Origin of the sequence: Colwellia marinimaniae (genome assembly GCF_002207865.1) — a bacterium.
In the GTDB taxonomy this organism is placed as follows: Bacteria; Pseudomonadota; Gammaproteobacteria; order Enterobacterales; family Alteromonadaceae; genus Colwellia; species Colwellia marinimaniae.
Window position 1 is genome coordinate 64939 of sequence record NZ_BDQM01000015.1, and the last position, 25165, is coordinate 90103.

Below are 25165 nucleotides of genomic sequence, written 5' to 3' on the forward strand. Positions count from 1 at the left end.
TTGAACAGAGAAAAAATGACAACATTTAAACTTGGCTTTATCATTAATCCCATTGCTGGTATAGGTGGTAGTGTTGCCCTTAAGGGCAGTGATGGTATGGCGATGCATGCGTTAGCACTTGGCGCAAAACCGCAAGCGAATGCCAGAGCAAAATTGGCTCTGGAAATATTATTACCTTATCAAGATGAAATTGTCATCTACACCGCTAATGAGCAAATGGGGGAACACTGTGCCCGTGAGCTAGGTTTTAACGTAGAAGTACTTTATCAAGCAAAACATAAACACACACAAAGCGATGATAGTCAGTTAGCCGCACAAGCTTTACTCGCCCATGGCGTAGATATTATTTTATTTGCTGGTGGTGATGGCACCGCCCGAGATATAGCCAATGTGGTCACCAACGATGATGATTATCAGCAAGTGCCGGTGTTAGGCATTCCGGCAGGTTGCAAAATTCATTCGGGTGTTTATGCCATTACCCCTAAAGCTGCCGGTCGCGTTATTGAATTAATGGTCACCAAAGAATTAGTTACCTTAACGACCGGTGATGTTATGGATATAGACGAAAATTTATTTAGACAAGGTATAGTCAAAGCCAAGCGCTATAGTGAGATGAAAATTCCCTGTGAACTTCGTTATGTCCAAGCGGTTAAATCCGGCGGTAAAGAAAGTGATGAATTTGTGCTGCAAGATATTGCCGCCACTGTTATCGAAGAAATGGCTGATTATGAAAACCGACAATTTATCATCGGCTCTGGCTCAACGACTGCTTTCTTAATGAGTGAGTTGAGTCTTGATAACACCTTACTTGGTGTCGATATTGTCTGTGAGCAGTCACTTATTGCCGCCGATGTCACTGAAACTGAACTCTATCAAGCTATCACTGATTTTCAAGGTATCAGCAAGCTGGTCATTACCTTAATTGGCGGCCAGGGGCATGTATTTGGTCGCGGTAACCAGCAATTAAGCCCTCGTATTATTCGTTTTATTTTAGCGCAGCCTGGGGGCCGTGATAATATTATTATTATCGCCACCAAAACTAAACTAGCGGCCTTGGCTAATAGACCATTGATTAGCGATACCGGCGATAGCGAACTAGATCAACAGCTATCGGGTTTTATGCAGATAACCACAGGCTATAAAGATCAAGTGCTGTATCCACTTGCTAGTCCTCAGTAAAAGATACTAAGTAACCCAAACTCATAACTTAACATTTTTAAAGTGATTTACATGTCAAACAATTCAAAAAATTCAAACATTGCAAGTAACCTGCTAACTAGTGTTGCTGATTTTTATCAGTATTTAGATGGTTTATTCGATCTAGATGATACTGATAGTGATACCTTATTTGCGGGCGGTTACTTGCGCGGACTGCTTTCTTTAGTCGCGACCAAATTTGGCGATGAGAGCCAAGTTATTTCGAGCGCTCTGATTGAAGAGGTAAATGAAAAAATTACTCAAGCTAAAACTGAGCTATCGCCACAAGATCACGCCATAGTGACGAACTTTTGGCTGGAGAGTCAACAGCGGTTCTCGCTTTAGCTGACTATCCATAATATCAAATACGACACTATTGCCATTAGTATTAACTTACGCAGGGATTTTTCTTTTAATTATATCCCTGATGATAAAGCGGTTCGGGCTTAAGTTAAATAACTTGCTGTTATCCATGGGATAGGGGGTATTACATAACTCTGCTGTTAAAATATCGGCCGCTAACGGCGCTGAGCATAAACCTCTGGCACCAAGGCCTAGTAATACATAGAGGTTATCTATACAGGGTGCAGGTTGGCTATATTTCCAATTTTTATCCTTGGCTAAATGAGGGTAAGCTTTTATATGTTCGCTGATATTGGGTACTGCGCCAACGAGGGGCAGGTGGTCTTGCGACATACAGCGTAACCTTGCCTTACTTGATGCAATATCTTGCTCTTGCCAATTAATGGTCGCGGATAACTCGGGTAAACACTTAGCTAACATCGTTAGATTATAACTATCGTCAGCTTTATTGGTGTTGATATTGGTATCATTTTTCTGAAACGTTGCGCCTATGCAGTGGATACCGTTATTTTCGGGCGTTAAATAACCTTTATGACAAATAACGGTCGATAGTTTCTTTATCTTACTATTACTTGCCATATTCGTGACTTGACCACGAGTAGCGGTCAGCGGTAGCGCCTGTAGTTGTTCAATTTCAATGGCATCAGCGCCTCCGCATATTACCAAAACACTGGCGTTAAATTCCCCTTGCTTACTCGATAAGCACCATGAGCTGTTACTTTCCCCTTTAGTGCTCACATCTGCAGTAGCGCTAGCAACTTGTCGTATTTTGGTGATATGGGTATCGGTCACTATATCTAAAAGGTTACTTGCTTTAGCTGCATTAAAAATTTGTTTAACTAAGTGCTGCGGTGACAGCCAACCAGCACTTGGCATAAACAGACCGCCATAAGGTAGGTCTATATTGGCAAGCTTGCTGGCCTGCTTGGCATTGACGCCATGGATAAGCTTTTTAGGCCAAGTATTTAGCTGTTCAAATGCTTGTTGCCTTTTAGTTAAGGCTTCTTTATAAGAGACTTCCAATAAACCACACCACTGATGGGGGAAGGAAAAACCTTGCTCAGTAATTTCATGGTATAGCGCTTTAGCACGCCAGAAGGCTTGCTGATAAAAAGAACTGATATCATCGGCTTGTTGGTGCAGTAAAGGGTATAAAGCGGCAATAGCATTACTAGAGGCGCCTTGGGCCAGAGCGCTATCTTTACAATACAAGGTAACTCTTATGCCTTGTTTTGTTAGTGCATAAGCCGCACAGGCTGAAGCGATGCCGCCGCCGATAATACTGACATGTTGAGGCTTGGTAATACGTGGTCTTAATTGATAACCTTTATTTGTTAAGGGGTTACTTTGCCTGACAGCGTAAAACATGGCTCTATTTTCACCTGCACCAGCTTGATTTTCAAAGCGAAAGCCGATTTCGTGCAACTGTTTTGGTGAAAAGTCCGCTAGGGGCATAGTGGTAAGTGTTGCTTGCTCTTTTGCCAGTCGACCAATTTGGCCGACTAGGGCTTTGCTGTACAGGTCAGGATTTGTTTTTGCAGAAAATTCAGCTAAATACCAAGCATCGACTAAGCCTTGTTGGCCACATTTTAGTGAAGATAAAGCTTCGGCTGCCTCATCAAATATCAGGGTTAAACGCACTTGGCCATTTAAAAAACTTGCCTGAAAATCTTGCTGGAATTGTTCAACAGCACAATCCGGGTAACTATTAGTGAGTGCTAACGCTAGTTCCTCTAGTTGCGGAAATTTAGCTAAAGCCTGGATAAGTTGCTCTTTTGAGCGTGGATACTGCTCAACACTAATAAAATGCAAAGGAGCAAGTGGGCTCGATGAATGTAGTTGCGCTTTTTGGTACGCCTGTAAGGTTAATAAAAAATTTAAGCCAGTAGCAAAGCCTATTTCAGCTACAGTAAAAGTTTGCTTAGCCGTTTGTAAACGACGTTTTATTTGATTTTTTTGAATGAAAATCGAATCACATTGCCGATAAGCTGACTCACTATCAAAATAAAAGGCATCAAAACGCTGGGAATAGGGAGTAGCATCTTCTTGATAGGATAATTTACTGCTTTTATATGTTTTATCTGGTTTTTTCATGAAAAATTCTTTTGCTTAAGTGATAAAAGTAGTACATATTTAGCTTAGAGTACCTTATCTATTTTACCTGACATATTGATTCTAATCAGAAAGTAATAACAGATAGTTAAAATGTCATAGATATATTAGAATGGATATTATATTATAGTGTACAAGTGTACGCTGGTTTATGTTGCCATGAGCAACTAGTAATACCAGTTCGACGGCTATTACGAGTATAATAGCGCAAAATTTTATAATTATAGATGGTTAGTTAAATGAAACGTGTCGTAATAACAGGCTTAGGTATTGTCTCAAGTATTGGTAATAATGCTGATGAAGTATTGGCCTCATTAAAAGCTGGTAAGTCAGGTATCACTTACTCGGATAGTTTTGCTGAGCAAGGCTTGAAAAGTAATGTTTGGGGAAAACCTGATCTGGTGATTAAAGAACATATCGACCGTAAAGCGGTACGTTTTATGGGTGATGCGGCAGGTTATGCTTATATAGCTATGGAACAAGCGATTAAAGATGCCAAATTAACCGAAGAACAAATCTCCAATGTACGTACGGGTATTGTTGCCGGTTCAGGTGGTGCATCATCAGAGAATATTGTTGCCTCAACAGATACCCTGCGTACCCGTGGTATTCGTCGCGTTGGTCCTTATGCCGTGCCTAAAACTATGGGCAGTACTGTTTCAGCTTGTTTAGCCACTCCCTTTAAAATTAAAGGTGTTAACTACTCAATTAGCTCTGCTTGTGCAACCAGTGCTCACTGTATTGGTAACGCGATGGAATTAATCCAATTAGGCAAACAAGATATTGTTTTTGCAGGTGGTGGTGAAGAAGTTCATTGGTCACTAGCGATGATGTTTGATGGAATGGGCGCATTATCAGCAGGTCGTAATGACACACCTGAATTAGCATCTCGTACCTATGATGCTGACCGTGACGGTTTTGTTATTTCTGGTGGCGGCGGTATGGTTGTTGTTGAAGAACTTGAACATGCTCTTGCCCGTGGCGCACATATTTATGCTGAACTTGTTGGTTATGGTGCAACTTCTGATGGCTATGACATGGTCGCACCTAGTGGTGAAGGCGCAGTGCGTTGTATGAAACAAGCAATGCAAGGTGTGGAAGGTAAAATTGATTACTTAAATACTCATGGCACTTCAACGCCTGTTGGCGATGTTAAAGAATTAGGCGCTATTCAAGAATTATTTGGTGATGATTCACCGGCAATTAGTGCAACTAAAGCAATGACAGGTCATGCTCTTGGTGCTGCTGGTGTTCACGAAGCTATTTACTCAATTTTAATGATGGAGCATAGCTTTGTCGCACCATCAATCAATATTGATAATTTAGATGAAAAAGCTCATGGCTTAGATATAGTGACTGAAAAGCGAGATGTTGAACTAAATCTCATTATGTCTAACAGCTTCGGTTTCGGTGGAACTAATGCCACCTTGGTGATGAAAAAATATAAATAGCTTTATATTGCAGTAGTAAAGCTGCTCACTTGCTACGTAATTTAAAATAAACCATGTTAAGCGCCTGCTTGATGTGGTTTTTTATTTGTACAATAGCTTAATCTAGCTTTATCTAGATGAATATTCTTGGCTTACCTAGCGCTTAATAGCTAAATTAGCGTATAATTGTGCACATTAATGCCATTAGCCAGTTAGTTCAAGCCATGAAAATATTTTTTGATGAAAATATGCCCTTTGCCCAAGAGTTTTTTAGTGAACTCTGTCACCTTAATAGGGGTCATAATGGCGACGAGCTGGGGGAATTAATCCCTTTTTCTGGACGAACATTAACCGCAGAGCAAGTTGCCGATGCTGATGTCCTACTCGTGCGTTCGATTACCCAAGTTAATGAGCAGTTACTTCACCTTAACGATAAACTCTCTTTTGTTGGTAGCGCCACCATAGGCACAGATCATATTGATCAGCATTATCTAGCAAAACGCAACATACCCTTCCATTCAGCGCCAGGCTGTAATGCTATTTCGGTGGCTGAATATGTATTAAGTGCCTTAGTGGTGTTAGCTGAACGTTATCTACTTGATTTATCGTCATTAACCGTTGGTATCGTTGGTGGCGGCAATACCGGCAGCCGTTTAAGTGAGAAGCTACTGGCCTTGGGTATTGAACATAAAATATGTGACCCCTTGCTAGCAGAAAAACAGGCAGAAAATCAGCGTCAACAGCAAGGGCAAGGTAAGCGTATTGACCGTACAGATAAAAGAAAATATGTATCACTGGCGGAAGTATTAGCTTGTGATGTGATCTCTTTACATGTGCCTAAAATTGTTGGTGGCGCACACCCAACATTTCAATTATTAAATGAAGAAAATCTTGCTCAGTTGCGCGATGAGCAAATATTAATTAGTGCTTGTCGTGGGGATGTGATTGATAACCATGCCTTACTAGCGCTTAAACAGGCTGGTCATGGGCTGAAAATTGTGCTCGATGTATGGCAAGGAGAGCCAGACGTCCTTGAGGCCTTAATTCCTTATACTGAAATAGCCACGGCACACATTGCTGGTTATAGCTTAGAAGGAAAAGCTCGTGGCAGCGAAATGCTCTATCAGGCATTATGTCAACAGCTTAAAATTGAGCCAAAATATCAATTAGCCAATTTTTTACCGCCAGCAAGTATTCCAGCAATTGAAATAAATGAAGATTTTAGCCAAATACTACTAAACCAGTTAGTTAAAATGGTTTACGATGTCAGGCGAGACGATGCAATATTTCGTCAACAATTATTCACTCAAGGTTTCGATAGTTTACGGAAAAACTACCCCGTTCGCAGGGAGTTTTCCGCGGTTACTGTAACCTTGTCACCCAATACCGATAGTGATGTGCCACATCGCTTAGGTTTTAGTAAAACGTCCAACTAGAGAGAGAATCATGGCACAGAAATTTGATGTATGTATACTTGGCGCAACAGGATTAGTTGGCAAAACAATTATGGAAATCTTGGAAGAAAGAGATTTCCCCATTAATAAACTCTACCCATTAGCAAGTGCTCGCTCTGCGGGTGAGATCATTGAGTTCAAAGGTGAAAGTATTGAAGTGCTTGACGCTGAACATTTTGATTGGAGCCTAGCACAAATTGGCTTCTTCTCAGCGGGCGGCGCTACTTCTGCTAAATTTGCGCCTATAGCGGGTGAAGCCGGTTGTATTGTTATCGATAATACCTCTGAGTTCCGTTACGATGCAGATATTCCTCTTATTGTGCCTGAAGTTAATCCAGAAGCCTTAGTGGATTACCGTAATCGCAATATCATTGCTAATCCTAATTGTTCAACCATTCAAATGATGGTGGCGTTAAAGCCTATTTATGATGCCGTTGGTATTAGCCGGATAAATGTTTGTACCTATCAATCGGTATCTGGTGGTGGTAAAGAGTCTATGGATGAATTAGCGAAACAAACCGCTGATTTATTAAGTGGCAAGCCAGTGAAAAGTAAAAACTTTTCTCGCCAAATCGCTTTTAATGTTATTCCACAAATTGATGTCTTCTTAGAAAATGGTTACACCAAAGAAGAAATGAAGATGGTTTGGGAAACTAAGAAAATACTCGGTGATGAAAACGTTTTAGTTAATCCTACCGCAGTGCGTGTTCCGGTATTTTTTGGTCATGGCGAAGCCCTGCACATTGAAACTAATTCTCCTATTTCCGCAGAAGAAGTTAAAGACTTGTTAGAGAAAGCTCCCGGTGTCGTTCTTTGTCGTAATGATGAAGATTTTCCAACCCAAATTAGTGATGCTAGTGGTAAAGATGGAACTTATGTTGGTCGTATTCGTGAAGATATCAGCCACAATTGCGGCATAAATATGTGGGTTGTTGCCGATAATGTCCGCAAAGGGGCGGCAACGAATAGTGTACAAATTGCTGAGTTATTGGTAAAAGATTATTTAAGCTAGTGACTTAAGGTTGTTAACTAAGATAAATTAAGTTAACAAAAGTTAAGTACACTCAACCAATAAAACTCGTCGTTCATTATAGCCATTAATGAACGACGAGTTTTTTCGCTTAAGCCAGCTAATCCCTTTAGATAAAAGTATTGCTCAGGGCAATGCTGTCATCGTTAAAGCCTGTAACTAAGTATTAACCAAGCCATATTTTTTGGAACTTTGTTTACCGGACAGTTACAAAAACAGAAGACTTATTGAGTGAATTTGCTATTATCTTGTTAGTTAATGCTTTTTTGGAATAAAGATTGCATTTTATCTGTTAGATAAGCTTTACTAGGTAAAAGGTGAAGTAATGCGGTGTTTTTTTGGCGCAAAATATAATAGTGCCCATAAGATAAAATAGTTAAATTAGCTTAATTAGGAATCCTGATGCAAAAATTATTACGCCTGTGCCTATGGCAGGCGATTATTATTGGCATACTTACGGCTCATTTCCCCGTTATTAGTGCAGAAGAAGAGCGCGGCATTCGCATGCGTGGACCTAAAAGTAGTGATGTTTTTCCTTATGACCGATATGGTCCCATCACCTCTAAAGATACTTTGTGGAATATTGCCACTAGAGTTAAGCCTGATACTCGCTTGAGTGTTTACCAAGTAATGCAGGCGCTATACCAAAAAAACCCACAAGCGTTTGTTGATAGTAATATCAACCATTTAATTGAGGGGCAATATTTAAAAATCCCATCGTTTAATAACATGATGGCAATTAATACCGAGAGTGCCAAAAAGAAGTCAGCGCGTGATAGTAAAGCTTGGCTAAAAATTCAACCTAAAGCGACTAACAAAATAGTAGCGCAAGAGCCGACCATTAATAAAAAAGATTTAGAGACGGTAAAAACTGAAATTAAAGAGCAATTGCAAAAAATTGATGGTCAGCAACAAAAACGTTTAGAGAACATTCAAAATGATATCTCAGATTCTATTGATGGCCTGCAAGCAATTTTAAGAGAAAATGAAGCTTTACGTCTGCGACTCAACTCTTTTAATGACACGCTTGACGTCATGCAAAATGAGGTAGCTAAAGGTAAAGAAATTAAGTTGCAAATGGACGACATGATTAAATTGCAGCAAGCCTTACTAGCAAAGGCGGAAGCTAGAGAACAGCAGTTATTATTAGAACAGCAACAGGCCGCGCTGGCAGAGCAAGATATAACCTCAAGTTTATGGTTTAAAATTGTCATGGGCACCATGCCTGCTCTTTTAATTCTCGCCTTATTAGGCTTTTTGTTTAAGCGTAGGCAACAAGCATCAGATGAAGCTTTTTTCAGTGAGTTAGATAGCAAAAAGAAAACACCTAGCCCTAAAGCTAAAAAAGAAACTGTCGTTGAAGAGGAACTATCACTTGATAATGAATTGTCATTAGACGATGAGTTGAACTTGGATGATGAGCTTGATTTGAGTGATGACTTGTCATTGGATGATGAACTATCCATTGATTTAATTGACAACGATAGTGATGCCATTCATTTAGATGAAGACGATAGTTTAGATGATCTCGACGATCTTGAAGATATACTACTCGATGATGGTAGCGACGATGATATTCTTGAGGGCGGGACGTTGGCTCAAGATGATTTAGACTCCTTGTTAGCAGGATTAGATGATGAATCGCCGGCCTTGGCAAAGCCTTCAGCCGATGATAAAACCAATGAAGAAGCCGATGAACTTGCTGGTGGTGAATTAAACCAAGATGACTTAGATGATTTGCTTGGTGGTTTAGACGATGAAGTACCTGCTGTTGAAGAGCCTGCCAAAGAAAAAGCCGAAGCTGCACTCGATGAAGTAAATGAACAGGAAGTTGAAGAAAAAAATGACCAAGCAGAAGAGCTTGCTGGTGGTGAATTAAACCAAGATGACTTAGATGATTTGCTGGGTGGTATTGACAAGCTTGATGATGAAGAGCCAGCGAAACAACAAGTCACAGCAGCCGCCAAAGAAGCCCCTATTGAAAAAACAGCAGAAAAAATAACCGAAGAAAAAGTAGCAGCGGATGTCACTGATCCAGATGATATCGATGCGCTACTTGCCTCTGTTTCTGCTCAGGGAAGTGATGCGGCAAGTGACTCAGTTGCTGATAAGCCGGTCGAAGCAGCCGCTAAAGAAGCCCCTATTGAAAAAACAGCAGAAAAAATAACCGAAGAAAAAGTAGCCGCAGATGTCACTGATCCAGATGATATCGATGCGCTACTTGCCTCTGTTTCTGCTCAGGGAAGTGATGCGGCAAGTGACTCAGTTGCTGATAAGCCGGTCGAAGCAGCCGCTAAAGAAGCCCCTATTGAAAAAACAGCAGAAAAAATAACCGAAGAAAAAGTAGCCGCAGATGTCACTGATCCAGATGATATCGATGCGCTACTTGCCTCTGTTTCTGCTCAGGGAAGTGATGCGGCAAGTGACTCAGTTGCTGAACAGCCGGTCGAAGCAGCCGCTAAAGAAGCCCCTATTGAAAAAGCAGTAGAAAAAATAACCGAAGAAAAAGTAGCAGCAGATGTCACTGATCCAGATGATATCGATGCGCTACTTGCCTCTGTTGCTGCCCAGGGAAGTGATGCGGCAAGTGACTCAGTTGCTGATCAGCCGGTCGAAGCAGCCGCTAAAGAAGCCCCTATTGAAAAAACAGCCGAAGCAACAGCAGATGTCACTGATCCAGATGATATCGATGCGCTACTTGCCTCTGTTGCTGCTCAGGGAAGTGATGCGGCAAGTGAGTCAGTTGCTGATCAGACGGTCGAAGCAGCCGCTAAAGAAGCTCCTATTGAAAAAGCAGCAGAAAAAATAACCGAAGAAAAAGTAGCCGTAGATGTCACTGATCCAGATGATATCGATGCGCTACTTGCCTCTGTTGCTGCCCAGGGAAGTGATGCGGCAAGTGACTCAGTTGCTGATCAGCCGGTCGAAGCAGCCGCTAAAGAAGCCCCTATTGAAAAAACAGCCGAAGCAACAGCAGATGTCACTGATCCAGATGATATCGATGCGCTACTTGCCTCTGTTGCTGCTCAGGGAAGTGATGCGGCAAGTGAGTCAGTTGCTGATCAGACGGTCGAAGCAGCCGCTAAAGAAGCTCCTATTGAAAAAGCAGCAGAAAAAATAACCGAAGAAAAAGTAGCCGTAGATGTCACTGATCCAGATGATATCGATGCGCTACTTGCCTCTGTTGCTGCCCAGGGAAGTGATGCGGCAAGTGACTCAGTTGCTGACCAGCCGGTCAAAGCAGCCGCTAAAGAAGCCCCTATTGAAAAAGTAGCAGAAAAAATAACCGAAGCAACAGCAGATGTCACTGATCCAGATGATATCGATGCGCTACTTGCCTCGGTTTCTGCCCAGGGAAGTGATGCTGTTGATGATTCGGTAAGTGAAGACGTCGCTGACCAGTCAGCTGAACTTACCGACCCAGATGACATTGATGCTTTGATTGCCTCAATGTCCGATCATGCGCCAACTCCCTCAATATCGGCAAAAACAGCAGTGCCAGACGAAACATCGGCTATGGCAATGGACGAACAGGGCACTAAGGAAAACGATAGTGGCTTGAGTGCTGAAGAGTTACAAATCCAAAAGGAAATCGCAGAAAATGAAGCTAAAATTGCTGAATTTACCGCTGAATATGTCACGCCATTTCTTACCGCAGATTTTAGCGATATTCTGGCCAAGAAAAATGACGCTGAATTAACTGATGAAACAGTAGCGAGTAGTGAAAGTGCTGCCGTAGATGATGAGTTAGATATTGATGCCCTTATTGCTGATACACAAAGCGAAAATGAAGTTGGGCAAAATGAGCAACAAGGCACTCAAGAAGATATTGGCGATAGCTTAACGGACTATATGAGCAATGAAACAGCTAATGGACAAAGTGATGAATCATTCACTGAGTCGGCATTAAGTCAATTGTTAGTCGAAGAGGGGCTAGATAAAACGGCTGAGCAATCAGGGCAACCAACAGAAATAAGTCCTTTAAATGCTATTGATCTTGCTCCTGACTTTTCTGACGAAGAGGTCTTAGCTGACTTATTGGCCGAGACTACTGATGCAGACGAAGAAGCACACTCGGAACAAACGGCTGATTTAGACATAATTACCGAGTTAGATAATGTTGATTTTGATGAATTGTTAGCAAATATTGAAGAAGAGTCTGCCACTGCCTCAACAGCGGTTGATGTGGTTGAACTAACCCTTAATGATATTGATGATGATTTAATTGATGACAGTCTTGGCAAAAGCATTGAAAGCATCAAAGAAGCTGAGGCAACAGAGGACTACGTCTCTGTTGATGAACTGCTCTCTGAAAGTTTAGCCAATACAGATGCCTCTGAGCCTTACGAAAAGACTAATATTGAAGGTGTTTTAGGTCGATTTTCCGACAATAATAGTGGTATTGATGTTGATAAAGATGGCTCAATGTCAAGTAAGTTAGATTTGGCAAAAATGTATATAGAGATGAGTGATGAAGAAAACGCTGAAGTAATCTTGCAGGAAGTCATTAAAAAAGGTAACAAAACTCAGCAAGTGGCAGCACAAACACTATTAGATACATTGTAAGGCGCTAATATAAAATAGTATAACGGGATAAAATAAAGGATAATGCGCAGCGAAAATAATCGCCTCACTAAACAAGGTAGGTTTGCATGCGTTATGCGTTAGGTATTGAGTATGATGGTAAAAATTATTGTGGCTGGCAACGGCAAATTAACGCTATCACTGTACAAGAAAAAGTAGAGAAAGCCTTATCAAAAATTGCCGATGAAGCTATAGAGGTTGTTTGTGCAGGGCGTACTGATACCGGCGTTAATGCCACTAATCAAGTAATCCATTTTGATACCTCTAAACAACGTAAAGATATCGCTTGGACTTTGGGCGTTAATACTCACTTACCTGCTGATATCGCTATTTCATGGGTGAAGCAAGTTGATAACGAATTTCATGCGCGTTTTAGTGCCACCGCGAGAAATTACCGTTATATCATCTATAATAAACCGCTACGTTCAGCTATATTAAGCCACGGCATCAGCCATTGTCACTACGCCTTAGATGAAAAACTTATGCAGCAAGGCGCTGATCATCTTCTTGGGCAACATGATTTTACCTCTTTTAGAACCGTACATTGCCAATCTCACTCTGCGGTTCGTACGATAAAACATTGTCGGGTGACTCGACAGGGTGATTACCTTGTTATTGATATCAAGGCGAATGCTTTTTTGCATCATATGGTAAGAAATATTGTTGGTAGTTTAATGCGTGTGGGTCAATCACAAGAAACAACCTTTTGGATAAAAGAGGTACTATTGGCTAAAAACCGCTGTGTTGCTGGCGTTACGGCCCCACCGGAAGGGTTATATTTTGTTGATGTTGATTACCCCGAAAGTTTCAACTTGCCTAAAAGTCGTTTAGGGCCACTATTTTTATAAGAAAAAAAAGGTGGTAAAATCATGGTTTTCACTGAACAGACCAGTTTTTTCTATATTCTATAGGGTATAGTATGCTCTAATATGTGGTTAAAATTAGTATAAATTCAAACCAGAGTTTGGTGGATTATTTCCATCAATAAACCGACAGATATTTCGTTGCAACAGGCAAAAATAAAATTATGAGCTGGATAGAAAAAATTCTCCCGAAAGCAAAAACGACACAAAAAAGTAATATTCCTGAGGGTGTATGGAGTAAGTGTTCTTCATGTAATGCCGTGCTTTATAAAGCTGAATTAGAGCGTCAAATATCAGTATGTCCTAAATGTGATCACCATATGCGAATCAATGCGCGTAAACGTATTGATAGCTTTCTTGACCAGAACAATCGCATTGAATTAGGTGCGGAGTTTGAAGCACAAGATATCTTAAAGTTTAAAGACACTAAGCGATATAAAGATCGTTTAACTGCCGCTCGAAAAAACACCGGTGAGAAAGATGCTATGGTGGTCATGAGTGGTGAATTATATGGTATGCCAGTTGTTGTTGCCGCTTTTGAATTTGCCTTTTTAGGCGGGTCAATGGCTTCTGTAGTTGGTGCTCGTTTTGTTAAGGGTGTTGAATACTGTTTAGAGCATAATGTACCCTTTATCTGTTTCTCAGCCAGCGGCGGTGCCCGCATGCAAGAAGCGCTAATATCTTTAATGCAAATGGCAAAAACCAGTGCCGCTTTAGCTAAAATGAGTGAGCAAGGTCTGCCTTACGTGTCAGTATTAACTGACCCAACTATGGGCGGAGTATCGGCAAGTTTGGCTATGTTAGGTGACATCAACCTGGCTGAGCCTAAAGCGCTAATAGGTTTCGCTGGCCCACGTGTTATTGAGCAAACCGTTAGAGAGAAGTTACCTGAAGGATTCCAGCGCAGTGAGTTTTTATTAGAAAGAGGCGCTATTGATATGATTGTTGATCGTCGTGAAATGAAAACAACAATAGCGAGAATGTTAGCTAAGTTTATGGGCCAAGATAGCGTAGTTTCGAAAGCAGAATAAGCCAATAGTCGTTATTGCTTATTTCACTTAAATTATTTATTGATGACATAAATGTTAAAATCAAATTCAAGCCACTATCAAGATTTCACTCATCTCGATCAGTGGCTTTATTATTTAGAAAATCTACATAGCACTGAGATAGATCTTGGTTTAGCTCGAGTTGGCAAAGTTGCCCAGCGTTTAGCGATTGACTTAAGTTTTGCCAAGGTTATTACGGTTGCCGGCACAAATGGTAAAGGCACCACCTGTGCTTTTATGGAGAATGCCTTACTTAACGCCAAAATAGCAGGTGTAAAGCAAAGCGTTGCCGTTTATTCATCTCCGCATCTGCAGCGCTTTAATGAGCGCCTGCGGATTAATAAGCAAGATATTGAAGATAAGCCATTAATGGCTGCTTTTGAACAAATTGAAGCTGCTCGTGGCGAAATATCCCTCAGTTACTATGAATATACAACATTAGCTGCACTGTTGGTGTTAATGGGGGTTAAGCCGAGCTATATCATACTTGAAGTTGGCCTAGGTGGCCGTTTGGATGCAACGAATATCATTGATGCCGATATTGCGGTGATCACCACCATAGATCTTGACCATCAAGCTTTCCTAGGTAATGACCGAGAAAGTATTGGCTTTGAAAAAGCCGGCATTATGCGACAAGAGCAAGACATAGTCATTGGTGATAGCAATGTACCTAAATCGGTACTAGCTCATGCTCATGCGTTACACGCTATTGATGGTGAAAGGTTATTTTTACGTGAGCAAGATTTTGTTGTTACCGGTGAAAAATCTTCTTGGCAATGGCAATCAAAGCAAACGTTGTTAACCGCGCTAAAAACACCCTTTATCCCACGAGATAACGTGGCGACCGCGTTAATGGTGTTAGAAAAACTTGAAATACCTCTTAGCGCTGACTTTGTGAACCAAATTATTTCGATAACTAAAGTCGCCGGGCGAACAGAATTAATACCACAAAAAAATCATTGCGATGTAATTCTCGACGTTGGCCATAATCCCCAAGCAACTCGATACTTAGCGGATTACCTTAAGCAGTTAAAAGAACAAGCTAACTATGAAAATATTTATGCTGTCGTTGCTATGCTCGGTGATAAAGACATCAGTGGCTGTTTGCAATCACTAAAAGATGTTGTTGATTATTGGTATGCTGGAGCGTTAAGTGTACCAAGGGCTGCCAGCAAAGAAACTATGCAAAATAACTTGGCGATGTTCACTAATGCCACTAATTGTTTTGACAATGTCGATGAGGCATTTAAAATGGCGAACAAGCAGGCGAGCTCGTCTGACTTAATTCTTGTATTTGGCTCATTCTTTACTGTTGCTCAAATCAGAGCCCAACTGACTATTTGTTAGTTTGGCCGTGTTAGTTTTACCGTATTAATGTGGCGGTATTCATTTTGATCGGTAAGTTTTCCGAATCACTTAAGTGGTATTAATTAGGAGTGTCTCTTGTCTACACCGTTTCAAAATCGCCTTGTCGGTACTATTATTGTTGCCGCCGTGGTTATTATTTTCCTACCTGATGTACTTGATGGCGAGAAACAGTCACACCAAGCTGACTTTGAAGCTATCCCTCAAGCGGAAGTTTTTTCTGGGAAACTAACCAATAAACCCTTTCCTGCAGAGAACTTGGTACGACAAAAAGCTATATCAATTTCTAATGAGCAAGCTATCGATGAGGTTATAACTGATTATACCCTTGGGCAGTCGCCGAAAACTGCGGAAAAGGTAAAAGATAAAGTGGCCGTTACTAAATCGCTCGCTAAAGCGCCAGTAAAAACACCAAAGCAGCTAAGTAAAACCTTACCTGAAAAAGCGGTTCCTCAAGAAGCTTGGGTGATTCATTTAGGTAGTTTTAAAGATAAAAGTAATGTGGCCCAGTTATTAACAAAGTTAAAGTCTACTGGTTATATTGCTTTTACTAAACCAATCAAAACCAAGCAGGGCATATTAACTAAAGTCATTATCGGGCCAGAGTTAATAAAGTCAGCCATGGTTAAAAAGCTACCGGCGCTGAAGAAATTGACGGGTATCCAAGGGAAAGTGGCGTATTTTGAACCGATTAACTAGCTGGATTTTATAAAATGTTAGGCATTATTTAGCTAGTTCTGGTAGAATGCGCGCCTCTAATTTAGAGAAACTCAACGAGACACTCAAGTTATGGTTTGGATAGATTACGCCATTTTGGCCGTTATAGGTATATCAACACTGGTTAGTTTGGTACGAGGCTTTGTCAAAGAAGCGGTATCTTTAGTGATTTGGATCAGTGCATTTTTCGTTGCCAGTACTTTCTATGCCAACCTTGCTAATCTGTTAACCAATATCTCTGATCAATTCTTGCGTAATGCCGCAGCCGTTGCCATTCTTTTCATTACTACCTTAGTGCTTGGCGCTCTGGTGAATTATCTTATTGGGCAATTGGTTAGCAAAACAGGCCTTTCTGGCACAGACCGTATATTAGGCCTGGTTTTTGGCGCCCTTCGTGGGGTACTCATTATCAGTGCCATGTTGTTTTTTGTCGATGCTTTTACCGGTGCGGCAAAAACACAGTGGTGGCAAAGCTCCGATTTAATCCCAGAGTTTACTTTGGTGGTTGAATGGTTTTTTGAGTACCTTAAACAGTCATCAAGTTTTTTAAGTTAGTTGTTGTTAGTAACGGCTAAGTTCATGCGGAGTAACTCCGTATACTGTCATTTATAAGATATTATTTCAATATCCTATAATTCAATATTTATACGATGGTTCACACTATCCTGAGCATAGTGCTTTAGCTAAATAAGTATTGTAAATATTTTTTTGTGGAGAGAATTTTATGTGTGGTATTGTTGGTATAGTCGGTAAAACCCCTGTTGGTCAGTTTATATATGACGCCTTAACTGTACTTCAGCATCGTGGTCAAGATGCTGCAGGTATTGTAACCATTCATAATAATACCTTCAGATTGCGTAAAGGAAATGGCTTGGTGAAAGATGTTTTTCATACCCGCCATATGCTCCGTTTACAAGGTGATATTGGCATTGGCCATGTTCGCTATCCTACCGCTGGTACTTCTAGTTCTTCAGAAGCACAACCTTTTTATACAAACTCACCGTTTGGCTTATCATTAGCACATAATGGTAACTTAACCAATGCTGATGAATTAAGAACATGGTTATTTAAGGAAGCCCGTCGACACGTTAATACTACTTCAGACTCTGAGGTTTTACTAAACATCTTAGCGCACGAATTACAGCAAGGTGATAATATTGTCCTTACCCCAGATGATATCTTTACGGCAGTAACTAATCTTCATAAACGTGTTCGTGGCGCTTATGCAACTGTCGCCTTGATTGTTGGCTACGGTATGATTGCCTTTCGTGACCCTAACGGTATCCGCCCTTTAGTTTTTGGCAAGCGAGAAACTCAAGGAGGGGTTGAGTATATGGTCGCTTCTGAATCCGTTGCTCTTGATGCCTGTTCTTTTGATTTTGTCCGTGATATAGCCCCTGGTGAAGTTATATTCTTTTCTGAAAATGGTCAAATTCATAGCCAGCAATGCGCAGAAAACCCGGTTTATAGTCCCTGTATTTTTGAATTTGTTTATTTTGCCCGTCCTGATTCCACCATGGATAAAATGTCTGTTTATGCCTCTCGTGTAGAAATGGGCACTAAGCTAGGCCAGAAAATTTCTGAAGAATGGCAGGATCTTGATATAGATGTTGTTATTCCTATTCCTGAAACTTCTTGCGATATAGCCCTACAAATAGCTCATCATCTTGGCTTACCTTACCGTCAAGGTTTTGTTAAAAACCGTTATATTGGCCGTACCTTTATTATGCCAGGTCAAGAGCAACGCAAAAAATCTGTTCGTCAAAAACTTAACGCTATTACCACAGAGTTTAAAGGCAAAAATGTTTTACTGGTAGACGATTCTATTGTACGAGGAACTACCTCGGAACAAATTATTGCTATGGCGCGAGCTGCAGGTGCAAATAAGGTCTACTTCGCTTCTGCTGCGCCTGAAGTTAGGTTCCCAAATGTCTATGGTATCGATATGCCAAGTGCTAATGAATTAATTGCTCATGGTCGTGAATTAGATGATATTTGTAATTTAATTGGTGCCGATAAACTAATTTATCAATCTCTTGAAGATTTAATTAGCGCGGTAGGCTCAGGCAACCCAGAAATTAAATCGTTTGACACTTCAGTCTTTGATGGTAATTATGTGACCAATGATATTGACCAAGCTTACTTAGAGAAGCTAGATGCGTTACGTAATAATAGCAGCAAAGAAACCTCAGATAAAAACGCTGATTCAATAATTGATATGCATAATGAAGGGGCGGAGTAGTTTATATTACTGCTAACCGGGTAAAATTTAAACTCTGCAATCAAAATTGCTAAAAAAGAAGCCTTATTTCTATAGTAGAGATAAGGCTTTTTTATTTACAGTTTGTCTAGATTCATCTTTCTAGTTTAATAGTCTCTAGTTGAAAATTATCTAGGTTAGTTAAGGGACAAATTCTGGCCCAAATCCCATAGTCCACATCGTTGCGGTAAGTCCCATTAAGGCGACTAACAACACCAAGCCACACGTTACTACAGAGCTTGAATAGATAAAGCCTTTTTCTTCGGGGATATTCATCATAATAGGTACACCTGCATATAACAAATAGATTGAATAAACTACGGCGGCAATGCCTGCTAGGGTGACAAACCACAGTACCGGGAATAAAGCGGTAATACCTACCATAAATAAGGGGGTCGAGGTATAGGCAGCAAGTTCAAGTGCCTGCACATAATCAGGTTTAGAGTCAAAAGTTTTAGCCATCCACTGAATCAAATAAGCTAAGGCGAACACGCCAGAAATCAAAGCGAAATACATGCTCACCGCCATAATTTTAGCACTTTCTACGCTTATTTTAATAGGGTCACCTACACCTATGGTCCAGCCAATGTAAGCCGTAGCATAATAACAACATATTGCTGGGATTAGCGCTATGGTTAAAATATGCATTAAACTATAACTTAAACTTTCGTGGCGTTTTTCGATAACATGCCATTCTTTTTTAGGGTGAGTGTATAATCCCCATATGTGGTTTAGTATCATAATCATTCCTCTCGCACGTAAATATTCGGAAAGTACTTTTTAGTCTAAAAAACAACAATAAATAATTAAGCCATCAGTACTCTTATTATTACTTCTTTATTTATGAAATATATAAGATGATTCGTCAAGTGTTGGTGGAAAAATAAACAATAAAACTCTATCAAAAGAGCTTTTAATACTTTTATGCGATAAAGAAAAAGACTGCCAGTTGATTACTAACTAATTTTGATACGCACAACCGACATGATCTCAATATTGAAGCCAGCAATGTTCTCACTTTCAGGGTAATAAGTTAAATTGACTCTTTGTCCCTGCAAATTTTTGTAACGCTTTTTTCGTTTGTATTTGAACGGCACATCAATAGTATCTAACATCAGAGTATTGATTATCCAATCATCACACTCTCGCTGCACATGAGAGTTCACTTTCATGTTTTCACTATGCACCAATTTATCATGCTTTTTCACCAGTTTTTCAGTGGCATTTTTTTTGCTAAGCGTTTTTTTTATAATAGAAGGCATAAAGTTGCTCTATGTAAGGTAAAAACAGATTTTGCTAGTATCTCAAGAAATAGGCTTTTAAAATAGCGTAATAAATCAAATTTATTCAAACGAACTCCCTAGTTATATAGAGCAGAGATAAACAGATGACCGAAGTAGAACAACTATTAATACCCATATTAAGCTTTTTATCATGCGAAACACCTGAAAAATGGGTAGATGAAGCGAAGAAAGCCGAAAATTTACCGATAATTTTACGCGACCATCTAGCTTGTGAGCTTAAAGCCGGACAAACTGCGATGTTTCTTCTTCGAAAGTATGCCATTGATAAAGCCAGTCACAAGGTGTTATTAGCATGGTTTGAACCTTATGAAGACTTTTTATATAGAAAAAAGGGTGACTTAGCGTCTCTTGCTAATAAAAATAACCTCTCTAAAGCTATCCTGCCTAAAAATGATTCGCCGTATAGCCAAGATCTTATTGATAAAATGCTGCTGTTAATTAAAGAGGAATTGCACCACTTTTACCAAGTCCTAGAAATTATGGTTAAGCGAGAGATTCCTTTTGATGGTATCACTGCCGGGCGCTATGCCAAAGGTATGCTCAAACATGTAAAAACTTTTGAGCCCGATGCCTTGGTTGATAAATTAATTATTGGTGCCTTTATTGAAGCACGTTCGTGTGAGCGTTTCGCTAAGTTAGCGCCACATTTAGATGATGACTTAAATAAGTTTTATGTTTCGCTGTTACGCTCAGAAGCCCGTCACTACCAAGATTATTTAACATTGGCTAAACAAGTAGCAGGGCAGGATATTAGTGAGCGAGTAGCATACTTTGCCAACGTTGAAGCTGAGCTTGTTTTATCGCCTGATGAAGACTTTAAGTTTCATTCTGGCATGCCGGTTTAAGCAATTGTTACCGCTTTCATGCTAATCGATAGAATAATAAGTTAAGGTGTATTGTCCGTTATTGTCGTGATAATAATTTAAACGATGCGATATGGGCAGGGGCTAGTATTTACTACGTTAATGCTTGATTGAGTAATTCAATAGAGTTAGGTGTTACTTTTAGCCAAGCCCCCTGTTCGTACCAATCACCTAAGACAATACGTTGCGCGCTTTCGCCATTGGCGATAATTTTATGTACTGCAGGTCTATGTGTATGACCATGAATTAATAACTGGCTTTGGTAATGTTCTAGGCAGGCAATCACCTCGCTACCGGTAACATCCATTATCTCTTGTGATTTCACCGCCGTAGCGGCAGCGCTTTTTTTTCTATAATTAGCAGCCATATTTTTTCGAACAAATAATGGCAGACTTTTAACAATGGTTTGCCACCACCAAGAACGGGATTTTTTACGAAATTTTTGGTAATCAATGTCACGTGTGCATAAGGTATCACCATGCATGATGACCACAGGTTGACCATAAAGATCGATAGTATCGATTTCAGGTAGCAGCTGCATGCTTGCTTGTTTAGCGTAACGCTGACCGATAAGAAAATCTCTATTACCGTGAATATAATAAACCTTGGTACCACATTGGCTGAGCGTAGTGAGCGCAGCAGCGATAGTTTTAAGGTAAGGGCTATCATCATCATCGCCAACCCAAGCTTCAAACAAGTCGCCTAGGATATAAAGCTTTTCAGCATTAATAGCATCATTTTTTAAAAAACGTAAAAAACAGGCGGTTATATCCGGCCTGTTTTCACTTAAATGTAAATCAGCAATAAAATAACTTATTGCTGTTTTATTAGTTTCGGTCATTTTAATGCTAAGGCTACTCAACAATGGCCGATTCAATTAAGATGTCGTCTTTTGGCACATCGCCGTGACCATGATAAGTGCCTGTTTCAACTACAGCCATTTTATCGACGATATCCATACCTTCAACAACTTCAGCAAAAACACAGTATCCCCAGCCTTGGGTGTTTTCAGCAGTGAAATCAAGGAAGTTATTATCTGATAAATTGATAAAGAATTGTGATGAAGCAGAATGTGGCTCTTGAGTACGCGCCATTGCTAAAGTACCGCGTTTATTGCTGACACCATTGTTTGCTTCATTTTTAATATTGGCGCGAGATTCTTTTTCTTCTAAACCAGGAATGAAACCACCGCCTTGTGCCATAAAACCTTTAATTACCCGATGAAATATTGTGCCATCATAGTGACCTTCTTCAACATATTGCTGAAAGTTTTTTGCGGAAATAGGTGCGTTATCGAAGTCTAATTCAATTTTAATATCGCCAAGGTTGGTTTTTAGTATGATCATAATTATCTCTTGTTAAGTTTTAATAAATTAATTGCCACAATTGTACGCTAACTTGCTATAAAGTGCATTAGTCTTGATGATCCTTTAGATTTGTTCAGGTACAATCTACCGCCTAATCAAATAAAACTACTCAGTCGGAGTCATAAAACCTTATGTTGCAGATATACAACACTTTAAGTCGTAAAAAAGAAATCTTTACACCAATCAATGCAGGTAAAGTCGGCTTATATGTTTGTGGTTGCACAGTTTATGACTTATGCCATATAGGCCATGGTCGCACCTATATTAGCTTTGATAATATTGCTCGTTATCTACGTTTTTCCGGTTATGAAGTGAATTATGTCCGTAACATTACGGATGTTGAAGACAAGATAATTAATCGTGCCAAAGATAATAATGAAACAACTGAGGCCTTAACTGAGCGTACCATTGCGGCAATGCATCAAGATTTTGATGCACTTAATATGCTTCGACCTGATTTGGAGCCGAGAGTAACCACACACATGGATGAAATCATTACCATGATTGAAACCTTAGTGGCCAAAAAACATGCTTATGTTGCTGGTGATAACGCTAAAGCTACTGGGCAGGGCGATGTCTTGTTTGCGGTGGCTAGTTATGCGGACTACGGTAAACTGAGTGGCCAAGATCTTGAACAATTACAAGCTGGCTCCCGTGTCGAAGTGGATAAAAATAAACATAACCCACTTGATTTTGTCCTATGGAAATCGGCTAAACCGGGCGAGCCAAGTTGGTCATCTCCTTGGGGCGATGGACGTCCTGGTTGGCATATAGAATGTTCAGCCATGAGTGCCAAAGAGCTAGGTCATCACTTTGATATTCATGGCGGTGGCTCTGACTTAACCTTTCCTCATCATGAAAATGAAATTGCACAAAGCTGTTGCGCCCTAGACACGGCTTATGTCAATTACTGGATGCACACAGGTATGGTGCAAGTCGATCAAGAGAAAATGTCTAAATCATTAGGGAATTTTTTCACTATACGCGACGTTCTAGCGGAATACGATGCCGAAACAGTACGCTTTTTCTTAACAACCGGTCATTATCGTAGTCAGTTAAACTATTCGATTGATAACTTAAAGCAAGCTAGGGCTTCGGTAGAGAGAATTTACACATCGTTACGTGATGTAAATATTGATAAAGATTTTGTCTTGGATAGAGACGCAACGTTTGTGAAGAAATTTTGCCAAGTAATGGATGATGATTTTAATACGCCACAAGCATTAGCGGTATTTTTTGAACTATCAAAAGAATTAAATGTGGCGAAAGCGGCCAATAATGATGCCTTAGCAAGCGAGTTGGCGTCAACATTAGTTGCTCTTGGTGATATTGTTGGCTTATTACAGCTTGATCCTGCTGCTTTCTTGCAAGGTGATAACGATAATGATGAAGTGGCGAAAATTGAAGCGCTTATTATGCAACGTAATCAAGCACGCACTGATAAAGATTGGCCCCTTGCTGATGATGCACGCGACAAACTTAATGCCATGAATATAGTGTTAGAAGATAGCGCCGGTAAAACCACATGGCGTAAAGCTTAAAGTACTTTAGCGTGGTTAAATAAAGTACTAAGCACGAAACATTAAACATTAAACAATAAAAAAGGGTGAATACTATCAAGTATTCACCCTTTGTTGATTTTTACGCGTAAGTTAAAGCGTAAATAAGTACGTTTTATTAGTGGGTTTTAGCGCGTGTTGTTAATGACTTGCTTGCTCACAAGCTATTAGGGTGTTTTCAATTAAGCTCGCCACTGTCATCGGACCGACACCACCGGGTACAGGGGTGATAAATGAGGCTCTATCTTTAGCCGTATCAAAGTCTACATCACCAACCAACTTACCGTTAGCTAAACGGTTAATACCAACATCTATCACTATTGCGCCTTCTTTAATCCATTCACCCGGAATAAAACCAGGTTTGCCAACGGCGACGACAATAAGGTCTGCATTACGCACTTTACCTTCTAAATCTCTAGTAAAACGATGCGTTGTTGTTACCGTGCACTTGGCTAATAACAGTTCTAAACCCATAGGTCGACCGACAATGTTTGAAGCGCCAATAACAAGTGCGTCTAAACCTTTAGTTTCGACCCCCGTTGATTCAATGAGCTTGATGATGCCTTTTGGTGTGCAGGGTCTTAGACCGGGTTGTCTTAATACTAACTTACCGACATTAGAGGGATGAAAACCGTCAACATCTTTACGTGGATTAATATGCTCGATAATTAAGTCGGCATTTAAACCTTTAGGTAAAGGCAGTTGTACCAAAATACCATCGATAGCATCATCATTATTTAATTCAGTTACCAAGGCTATGAGCTCTTGCTCAGAGGTAGTGTTTGGTAAGTCATAAGAGCGGGAAATAAAGCCTACTTCATCACACGCTTTGCGCTTACTGCCGACATAGACTTGTGAAGCGGGATCACAACCTACTAATATAACGGCTAAACCAGGCACTCTTTGACCGTTGTTAATGCGCTGGGTAACTTTCTCTTTAACTGAATCTCTAAGTTGTTTGGCAATTGCTTTGCCATCGATTAATGATGCTGTCATAACTCTGGTGTTGACCCTAGATTTAAGTGATAAAACGAGGTTATTTTGCCATAAAGTACACCTCTATTGTAGGTTTACTTTATATAATATACCGATGTTACTTCAATATGCAGGATTCAGCTGGAATTAGAAACGCCTTTAGGTAAGGCCTTGATTGAAGAGAATAGTTATTGTTATTATCTAAATCAATAACGTAGCTTAAAGCGTTTGTAAAGCAGCCCGGTGGGGATATCTGAGCAAACCATGTTCATCGTTGCCTCTCTTTTTAATGGACAACCCTGAATAAAAACAGGCGCCTTGAACATGAATCGCTCAGATATGCTGAAACAGGTATTTTTATCTATCATGGCTATTAGGCTAAAGGTGTCGTTCGATAGCGGTAAAATAATGCCAAGACTTTCGCTGTTTAAATAAAGCGCAAACGTAAGCTGTCTAGCTGAACAATTCAGCGACTTGTATCAAAAGTGAGCGAACGGCTATTTTTTTATAAAAAAGGTTTGACTGAACGTAAGCAACTCGGTAATATCCGCACCCGTTGAAACGAGACAGTTTACTGCTTGTTGAAACAGCATAAATCGGTGATTAGCGCAGCTTGGTAGCGCACTTGGTTTGGGTCCAAGGGGTCGCAAGTTCGAATCTTGCATCACCGACC

20 protein-coding genes and 1 tRNA gene are annotated in these 25165 nt (G+C 40.2%); 15 read left to right on the forward strand and 6 right to left on the reverse strand.

Annotated elements, in window-relative coordinates; genetic code table 11:
• The first annotated feature begins 15 nt into the window (after positions 1-15).
• On the forward strand, positions 16-1179 hold the full coding sequence (locus tag MTCD1_RS10640) for an ATP-NAD kinase family protein (protein WP_057181774.1): 1164 nt from the start codon (positions 16-18) through the stop codon (positions 1177-1179).
• Positions 1180-1230: 51 nt separating this feature from the next.
• Positions 1231-1542: a YfcL family protein gene (locus MTCD1_RS10645; protein ID WP_057181773.1), complete on the forward strand. Its 312-nt coding sequence runs from the start codon at positions 1231-1233 to the stop codon at positions 1540-1542.
• 48 nt (positions 1543-1590) lie between these two features.
• Here MTCD1_RS10645 and mnmC read toward each other — a convergent pair whose 3' ends face one another.
• On the reverse strand, positions 1591-3654 hold the full coding sequence (gene mnmC, locus MTCD1_RS10650) for a bifunctional tRNA (5-methylaminomethyl-2-thiouridine)(34)-methyltransferase MnmC2/FAD-dependent 5-carboxymethylaminomethyl-2-thiouridine(34) oxidoreductase MnmC1 (RefSeq protein ID WP_057181772.1): 2064 nt from the start codon (positions 3652-3654) through the stop codon (positions 1591-1593).
• A 257-nt stretch (positions 3655-3911) separates the two neighbouring features.
• Here mnmC and fabB point away from each other — a divergent pair, with 257 nt between their 5' ends.
• From fabB to purF, 10 genes are all read left to right on the forward strand, one after another.
• Positions 3912-5123 (forward strand): beta-ketoacyl-ACP synthase I, encoded by a 1212-nt coding sequence (gene fabB / locus MTCD1_RS10655; RefSeq protein ID WP_057181771.1) that lies wholly within the window; start codon positions 3912-3914, stop codon positions 5121-5123.
• A 203-nt stretch (positions 5124-5326) separates the two neighbouring features.
• Positions 5327-6538, forward strand: coding sequence for a 4-phosphoerythronate dehydrogenase (locus MTCD1_RS10660; protein ID WP_057181830.1), 1212 nt, complete (start codon positions 5327-5329; stop codon positions 6536-6538).
• A gap of 10 nt (positions 6539-6548) precedes the next feature.
• Complete coding sequence (locus MTCD1_RS10665; protein WP_057181770.1) at positions 6549-7568, forward strand: aspartate-semialdehyde dehydrogenase; 1020 nt, start codon at positions 6549-6551, stop codon at positions 7566-7568.
• A gap of 420 nt (positions 7569-7988) precedes the next feature.
• A complete protein-coding gene (locus tag MTCD1_RS10670) occupies positions 7989-12152 on the forward strand; it encodes a FimV/HubP family polar landmark protein (protein WP_088568944.1) in 4164 nt (1387 codons plus the stop codon).
• 86 nt (positions 12153-12238) lie between these two features.
• Positions 12239-13018 (forward strand): tRNA pseudouridine(38-40) synthase TruA, encoded by a 780-nt coding sequence (gene truA, locus MTCD1_RS10675; RefSeq protein ID WP_057181768.1) that lies wholly within the window; start codon positions 12239-12241, stop codon positions 13016-13018.
• Between the two features lie 179 nt (positions 13019-13197).
• Complete coding sequence (accD, locus tag MTCD1_RS10680) at positions 13198-14064, forward strand: acetyl-CoA carboxylase, carboxyltransferase subunit beta (RefSeq protein ID WP_057181767.1); 867 nt, start codon at positions 13198-13200, stop codon at positions 14062-14064.
• 51 nt (positions 14065-14115) lie between these two features.
• Positions 14116-15429, forward strand: coding sequence for a bifunctional tetrahydrofolate synthase/dihydrofolate synthase (gene folC / locus MTCD1_RS10685; protein WP_057181766.1), 1314 nt, complete (start codon positions 14116-14118; stop codon positions 15427-15429).
• Between the two features lie 96 nt (positions 15430-15525).
• Entirely contained in the window at positions 15526-16146 is a 621-nt protein-coding gene (locus tag MTCD1_RS10690) for an SPOR domain-containing protein (RefSeq protein ID WP_057181765.1), read from the forward strand.
• Positions 16147-16236: 90 nt separating this feature from the next.
• Positions 16237-16719 (forward strand): CvpA family protein, encoded by a 483-nt coding sequence (locus tag MTCD1_RS10695; RefSeq protein ID WP_057181764.1) that lies wholly within the window; start codon positions 16237-16239, stop codon positions 16717-16719.
• A gap of 169 nt (positions 16720-16888) precedes the next feature.
• Positions 16889-18406, forward strand: coding sequence for an amidophosphoribosyltransferase (gene purF, locus MTCD1_RS10700; protein ID WP_057181763.1), 1518 nt, complete (start codon positions 16889-16891; stop codon positions 18404-18406).
• A gap of 159 nt (positions 18407-18565) precedes the next feature.
• Here the strand turns inward: purF and MTCD1_RS10705 are convergent, their stop codons facing one another.
• Both MTCD1_RS10705 and MTCD1_RS10710 read right to left on the reverse strand, forming a co-directional pair.
• Positions 18566-19165 carry a Yip1 family protein gene (locus MTCD1_RS10705; RefSeq protein ID WP_057181762.1) on the reverse strand — a complete coding sequence of 200 codons (600 nt, stop codon included), beginning with the start codon at positions 19163-19165 and terminating at the stop codon, positions 18566-18568.
• Between the two features lie 215 nt (positions 19166-19380).
• Positions 19381-19686, reverse strand: a complete 306-nt coding sequence (locus MTCD1_RS10710) for a hypothetical protein (protein ID WP_057181761.1) — start codon at positions 19684-19686, stop codon at positions 19381-19383.
• Between the two features lie 125 nt (positions 19687-19811).
• Here MTCD1_RS10710 and miaE point away from each other — a divergent pair, with 125 nt between their 5' ends.
• Positions 19812-20573 carry a tRNA isopentenyl-2-thiomethyl-A-37 hydroxylase MiaE gene (gene miaE, locus MTCD1_RS10715; protein WP_057181760.1) on the forward strand — a complete coding sequence of 254 codons (762 nt, stop codon included), beginning with the start codon at positions 19812-19814 and terminating at the stop codon, positions 20571-20573.
• A 112-nt stretch (positions 20574-20685) separates the two neighbouring features.
• Here miaE and MTCD1_RS10720 read toward each other — a convergent pair whose 3' ends face one another.
• Both MTCD1_RS10720 and MTCD1_RS10725 read right to left on the reverse strand, forming a co-directional pair.
• Positions 20686-21432 carry a UDP-2,3-diacylglucosamine diphosphatase gene (locus MTCD1_RS10720; protein ID WP_057181759.1) on the reverse strand — a complete coding sequence of 249 codons (747 nt, stop codon included), beginning with the start codon at positions 21430-21432 and terminating at the stop codon, positions 20686-20688.
• A gap of 13 nt (positions 21433-21445) precedes the next feature.
• Positions 21446-21937 carry a peptidylprolyl isomerase gene (locus MTCD1_RS10725; protein ID WP_057181758.1) on the reverse strand — a complete coding sequence of 164 codons (492 nt, stop codon included), beginning with the start codon at positions 21935-21937 and terminating at the stop codon, positions 21446-21448.
• 152 nt (positions 21938-22089) lie between these two features.
• Here MTCD1_RS10725 and cysS point away from each other — a divergent pair, with 152 nt between their 5' ends.
• Positions 22090-23499, forward strand: a complete 1410-nt coding sequence (gene cysS / locus MTCD1_RS10730) for a cysteine--tRNA ligase (RefSeq protein WP_057181757.1) — start codon at positions 22090-22092, stop codon at positions 23497-23499.
• Between the two features lie 159 nt (positions 23500-23658).
• On the opposite strand, the gene folD is transcribed toward cysS, so the two are convergent.
• Entirely contained in the window at positions 23659-24513 is an 855-nt protein-coding gene (gene folD, locus MTCD1_RS10735; protein WP_057181756.1) for a bifunctional methylenetetrahydrofolate dehydrogenase/methenyltetrahydrofolate cyclohydrolase FolD, read from the reverse strand.
• A 576-nt stretch (positions 24514-25089) separates the two neighbouring features.
• On the opposite strand from folD, the gene MTCD1_RS10740 reads away from it, so the two are divergent.
• Positions 25090-25163, forward strand: a tRNA-Pro gene (locus tag MTCD1_RS10740).
• The last annotated feature ends 2 nt before the right edge of the window (positions 25164-25165 follow it).

Bases quoted from the DNA above. Each gene is read 5' to 3' on its own strand.
- MTCD1_RS10640 (WP_057181774.1), top strand. From the start codon at position 16: ATGACAACATTTAAACTTGGCTTTATCATTAATCCCATTGCTGGTATA.
- MTCD1_RS10645 (WP_057181773.1), top strand. From the start codon at position 1,231: ATGTCAAACAATTCAAAAAATTCAAACATTGCAAGTAACCTGCTAACT.
- mnmC (WP_057181772.1), bottom strand. From the start codon at position 3,654: ATGAAAAAACCAGATAAAACATATAAAAGCAGTAAATTATCCTATCAA.
- fabB (WP_057181771.1), top strand. From the start codon at position 3,912: ATGAAACGTGTCGTAATAACAGGCTTAGGTATTGTCTCAAGTATTGGT.
- MTCD1_RS10660 (WP_057181830.1), top strand. From the start codon at position 5,327: ATGAAAATATTTTTTGATGAAAATATGCCCTTTGCCCAAGAGTTTTTT.
- MTCD1_RS10665 (WP_057181770.1), top strand. From the start codon at position 6,549: ATGGCACAGAAATTTGATGTATGTATACTTGGCGCAACAGGATTAGTT.
- MTCD1_RS10670 (WP_088568944.1), top strand. From the start codon at position 7,989: ATGCAAAAATTATTACGCCTGTGCCTATGGCAGGCGATTATTATTGGC.
- truA (WP_057181768.1), top strand. From the start codon at position 12,239: ATGCGTTATGCGTTAGGTATTGAGTATGATGGTAAAAATTATTGTGGC.
- accD (WP_057181767.1), top strand. From the start codon at position 13,198: ATGAGCTGGATAGAAAAAATTCTCCCGAAAGCAAAAACGACACAAAAA.
- folC (WP_057181766.1), top strand. From the start codon at position 14,116: ATGTTAAAATCAAATTCAAGCCACTATCAAGATTTCACTCATCTCGAT.
- MTCD1_RS10695 (WP_057181764.1), top strand. From the start codon at position 16,237: ATGGTTTGGATAGATTACGCCATTTTGGCCGTTATAGGTATATCAACA.
- purF (WP_057181763.1), top strand. From the start codon at position 16,889: ATGTGTGGTATTGTTGGTATAGTCGGTAAAACCCCTGTTGGTCAGTTT.
- MTCD1_RS10705 (WP_057181762.1), bottom strand. From the start codon at position 19,165: ATGATACTAAACCACATATGGGGATTATACACTCACCCTAAAAAAGAA.
- MTCD1_RS10710 (WP_057181761.1), bottom strand. From the start codon at position 19,686: ATGCCTTCTATTATAAAAAAAACGCTTAGCAAAAAAAATGCCACTGAA.
- miaE (WP_057181760.1), top strand. From the start codon at position 19,812: ATGACCGAAGTAGAACAACTATTAATACCCATATTAAGCTTTTTATCA.
- MTCD1_RS10720 (WP_057181759.1), bottom strand. From the start codon at position 21,432: ATGACCGAAACTAATAAAACAGCAATAAGTTATTTTATTGCTGATTTA.
- MTCD1_RS10725 (WP_057181758.1), bottom strand. From the start codon at position 21,937: ATGATCATACTAAAAACCAACCTTGGCGATATTAAAATTGAATTAGAC.
- cysS (WP_057181757.1), top strand. From the start codon at position 22,090: ATGTTGCAGATATACAACACTTTAAGTCGTAAAAAAGAAATCTTTACA.
- folD (WP_057181756.1), bottom strand. From the start codon at position 24,513: ATGACAGCATCATTAATCGATGGCAAAGCAATTGCCAAACAACTTAGA.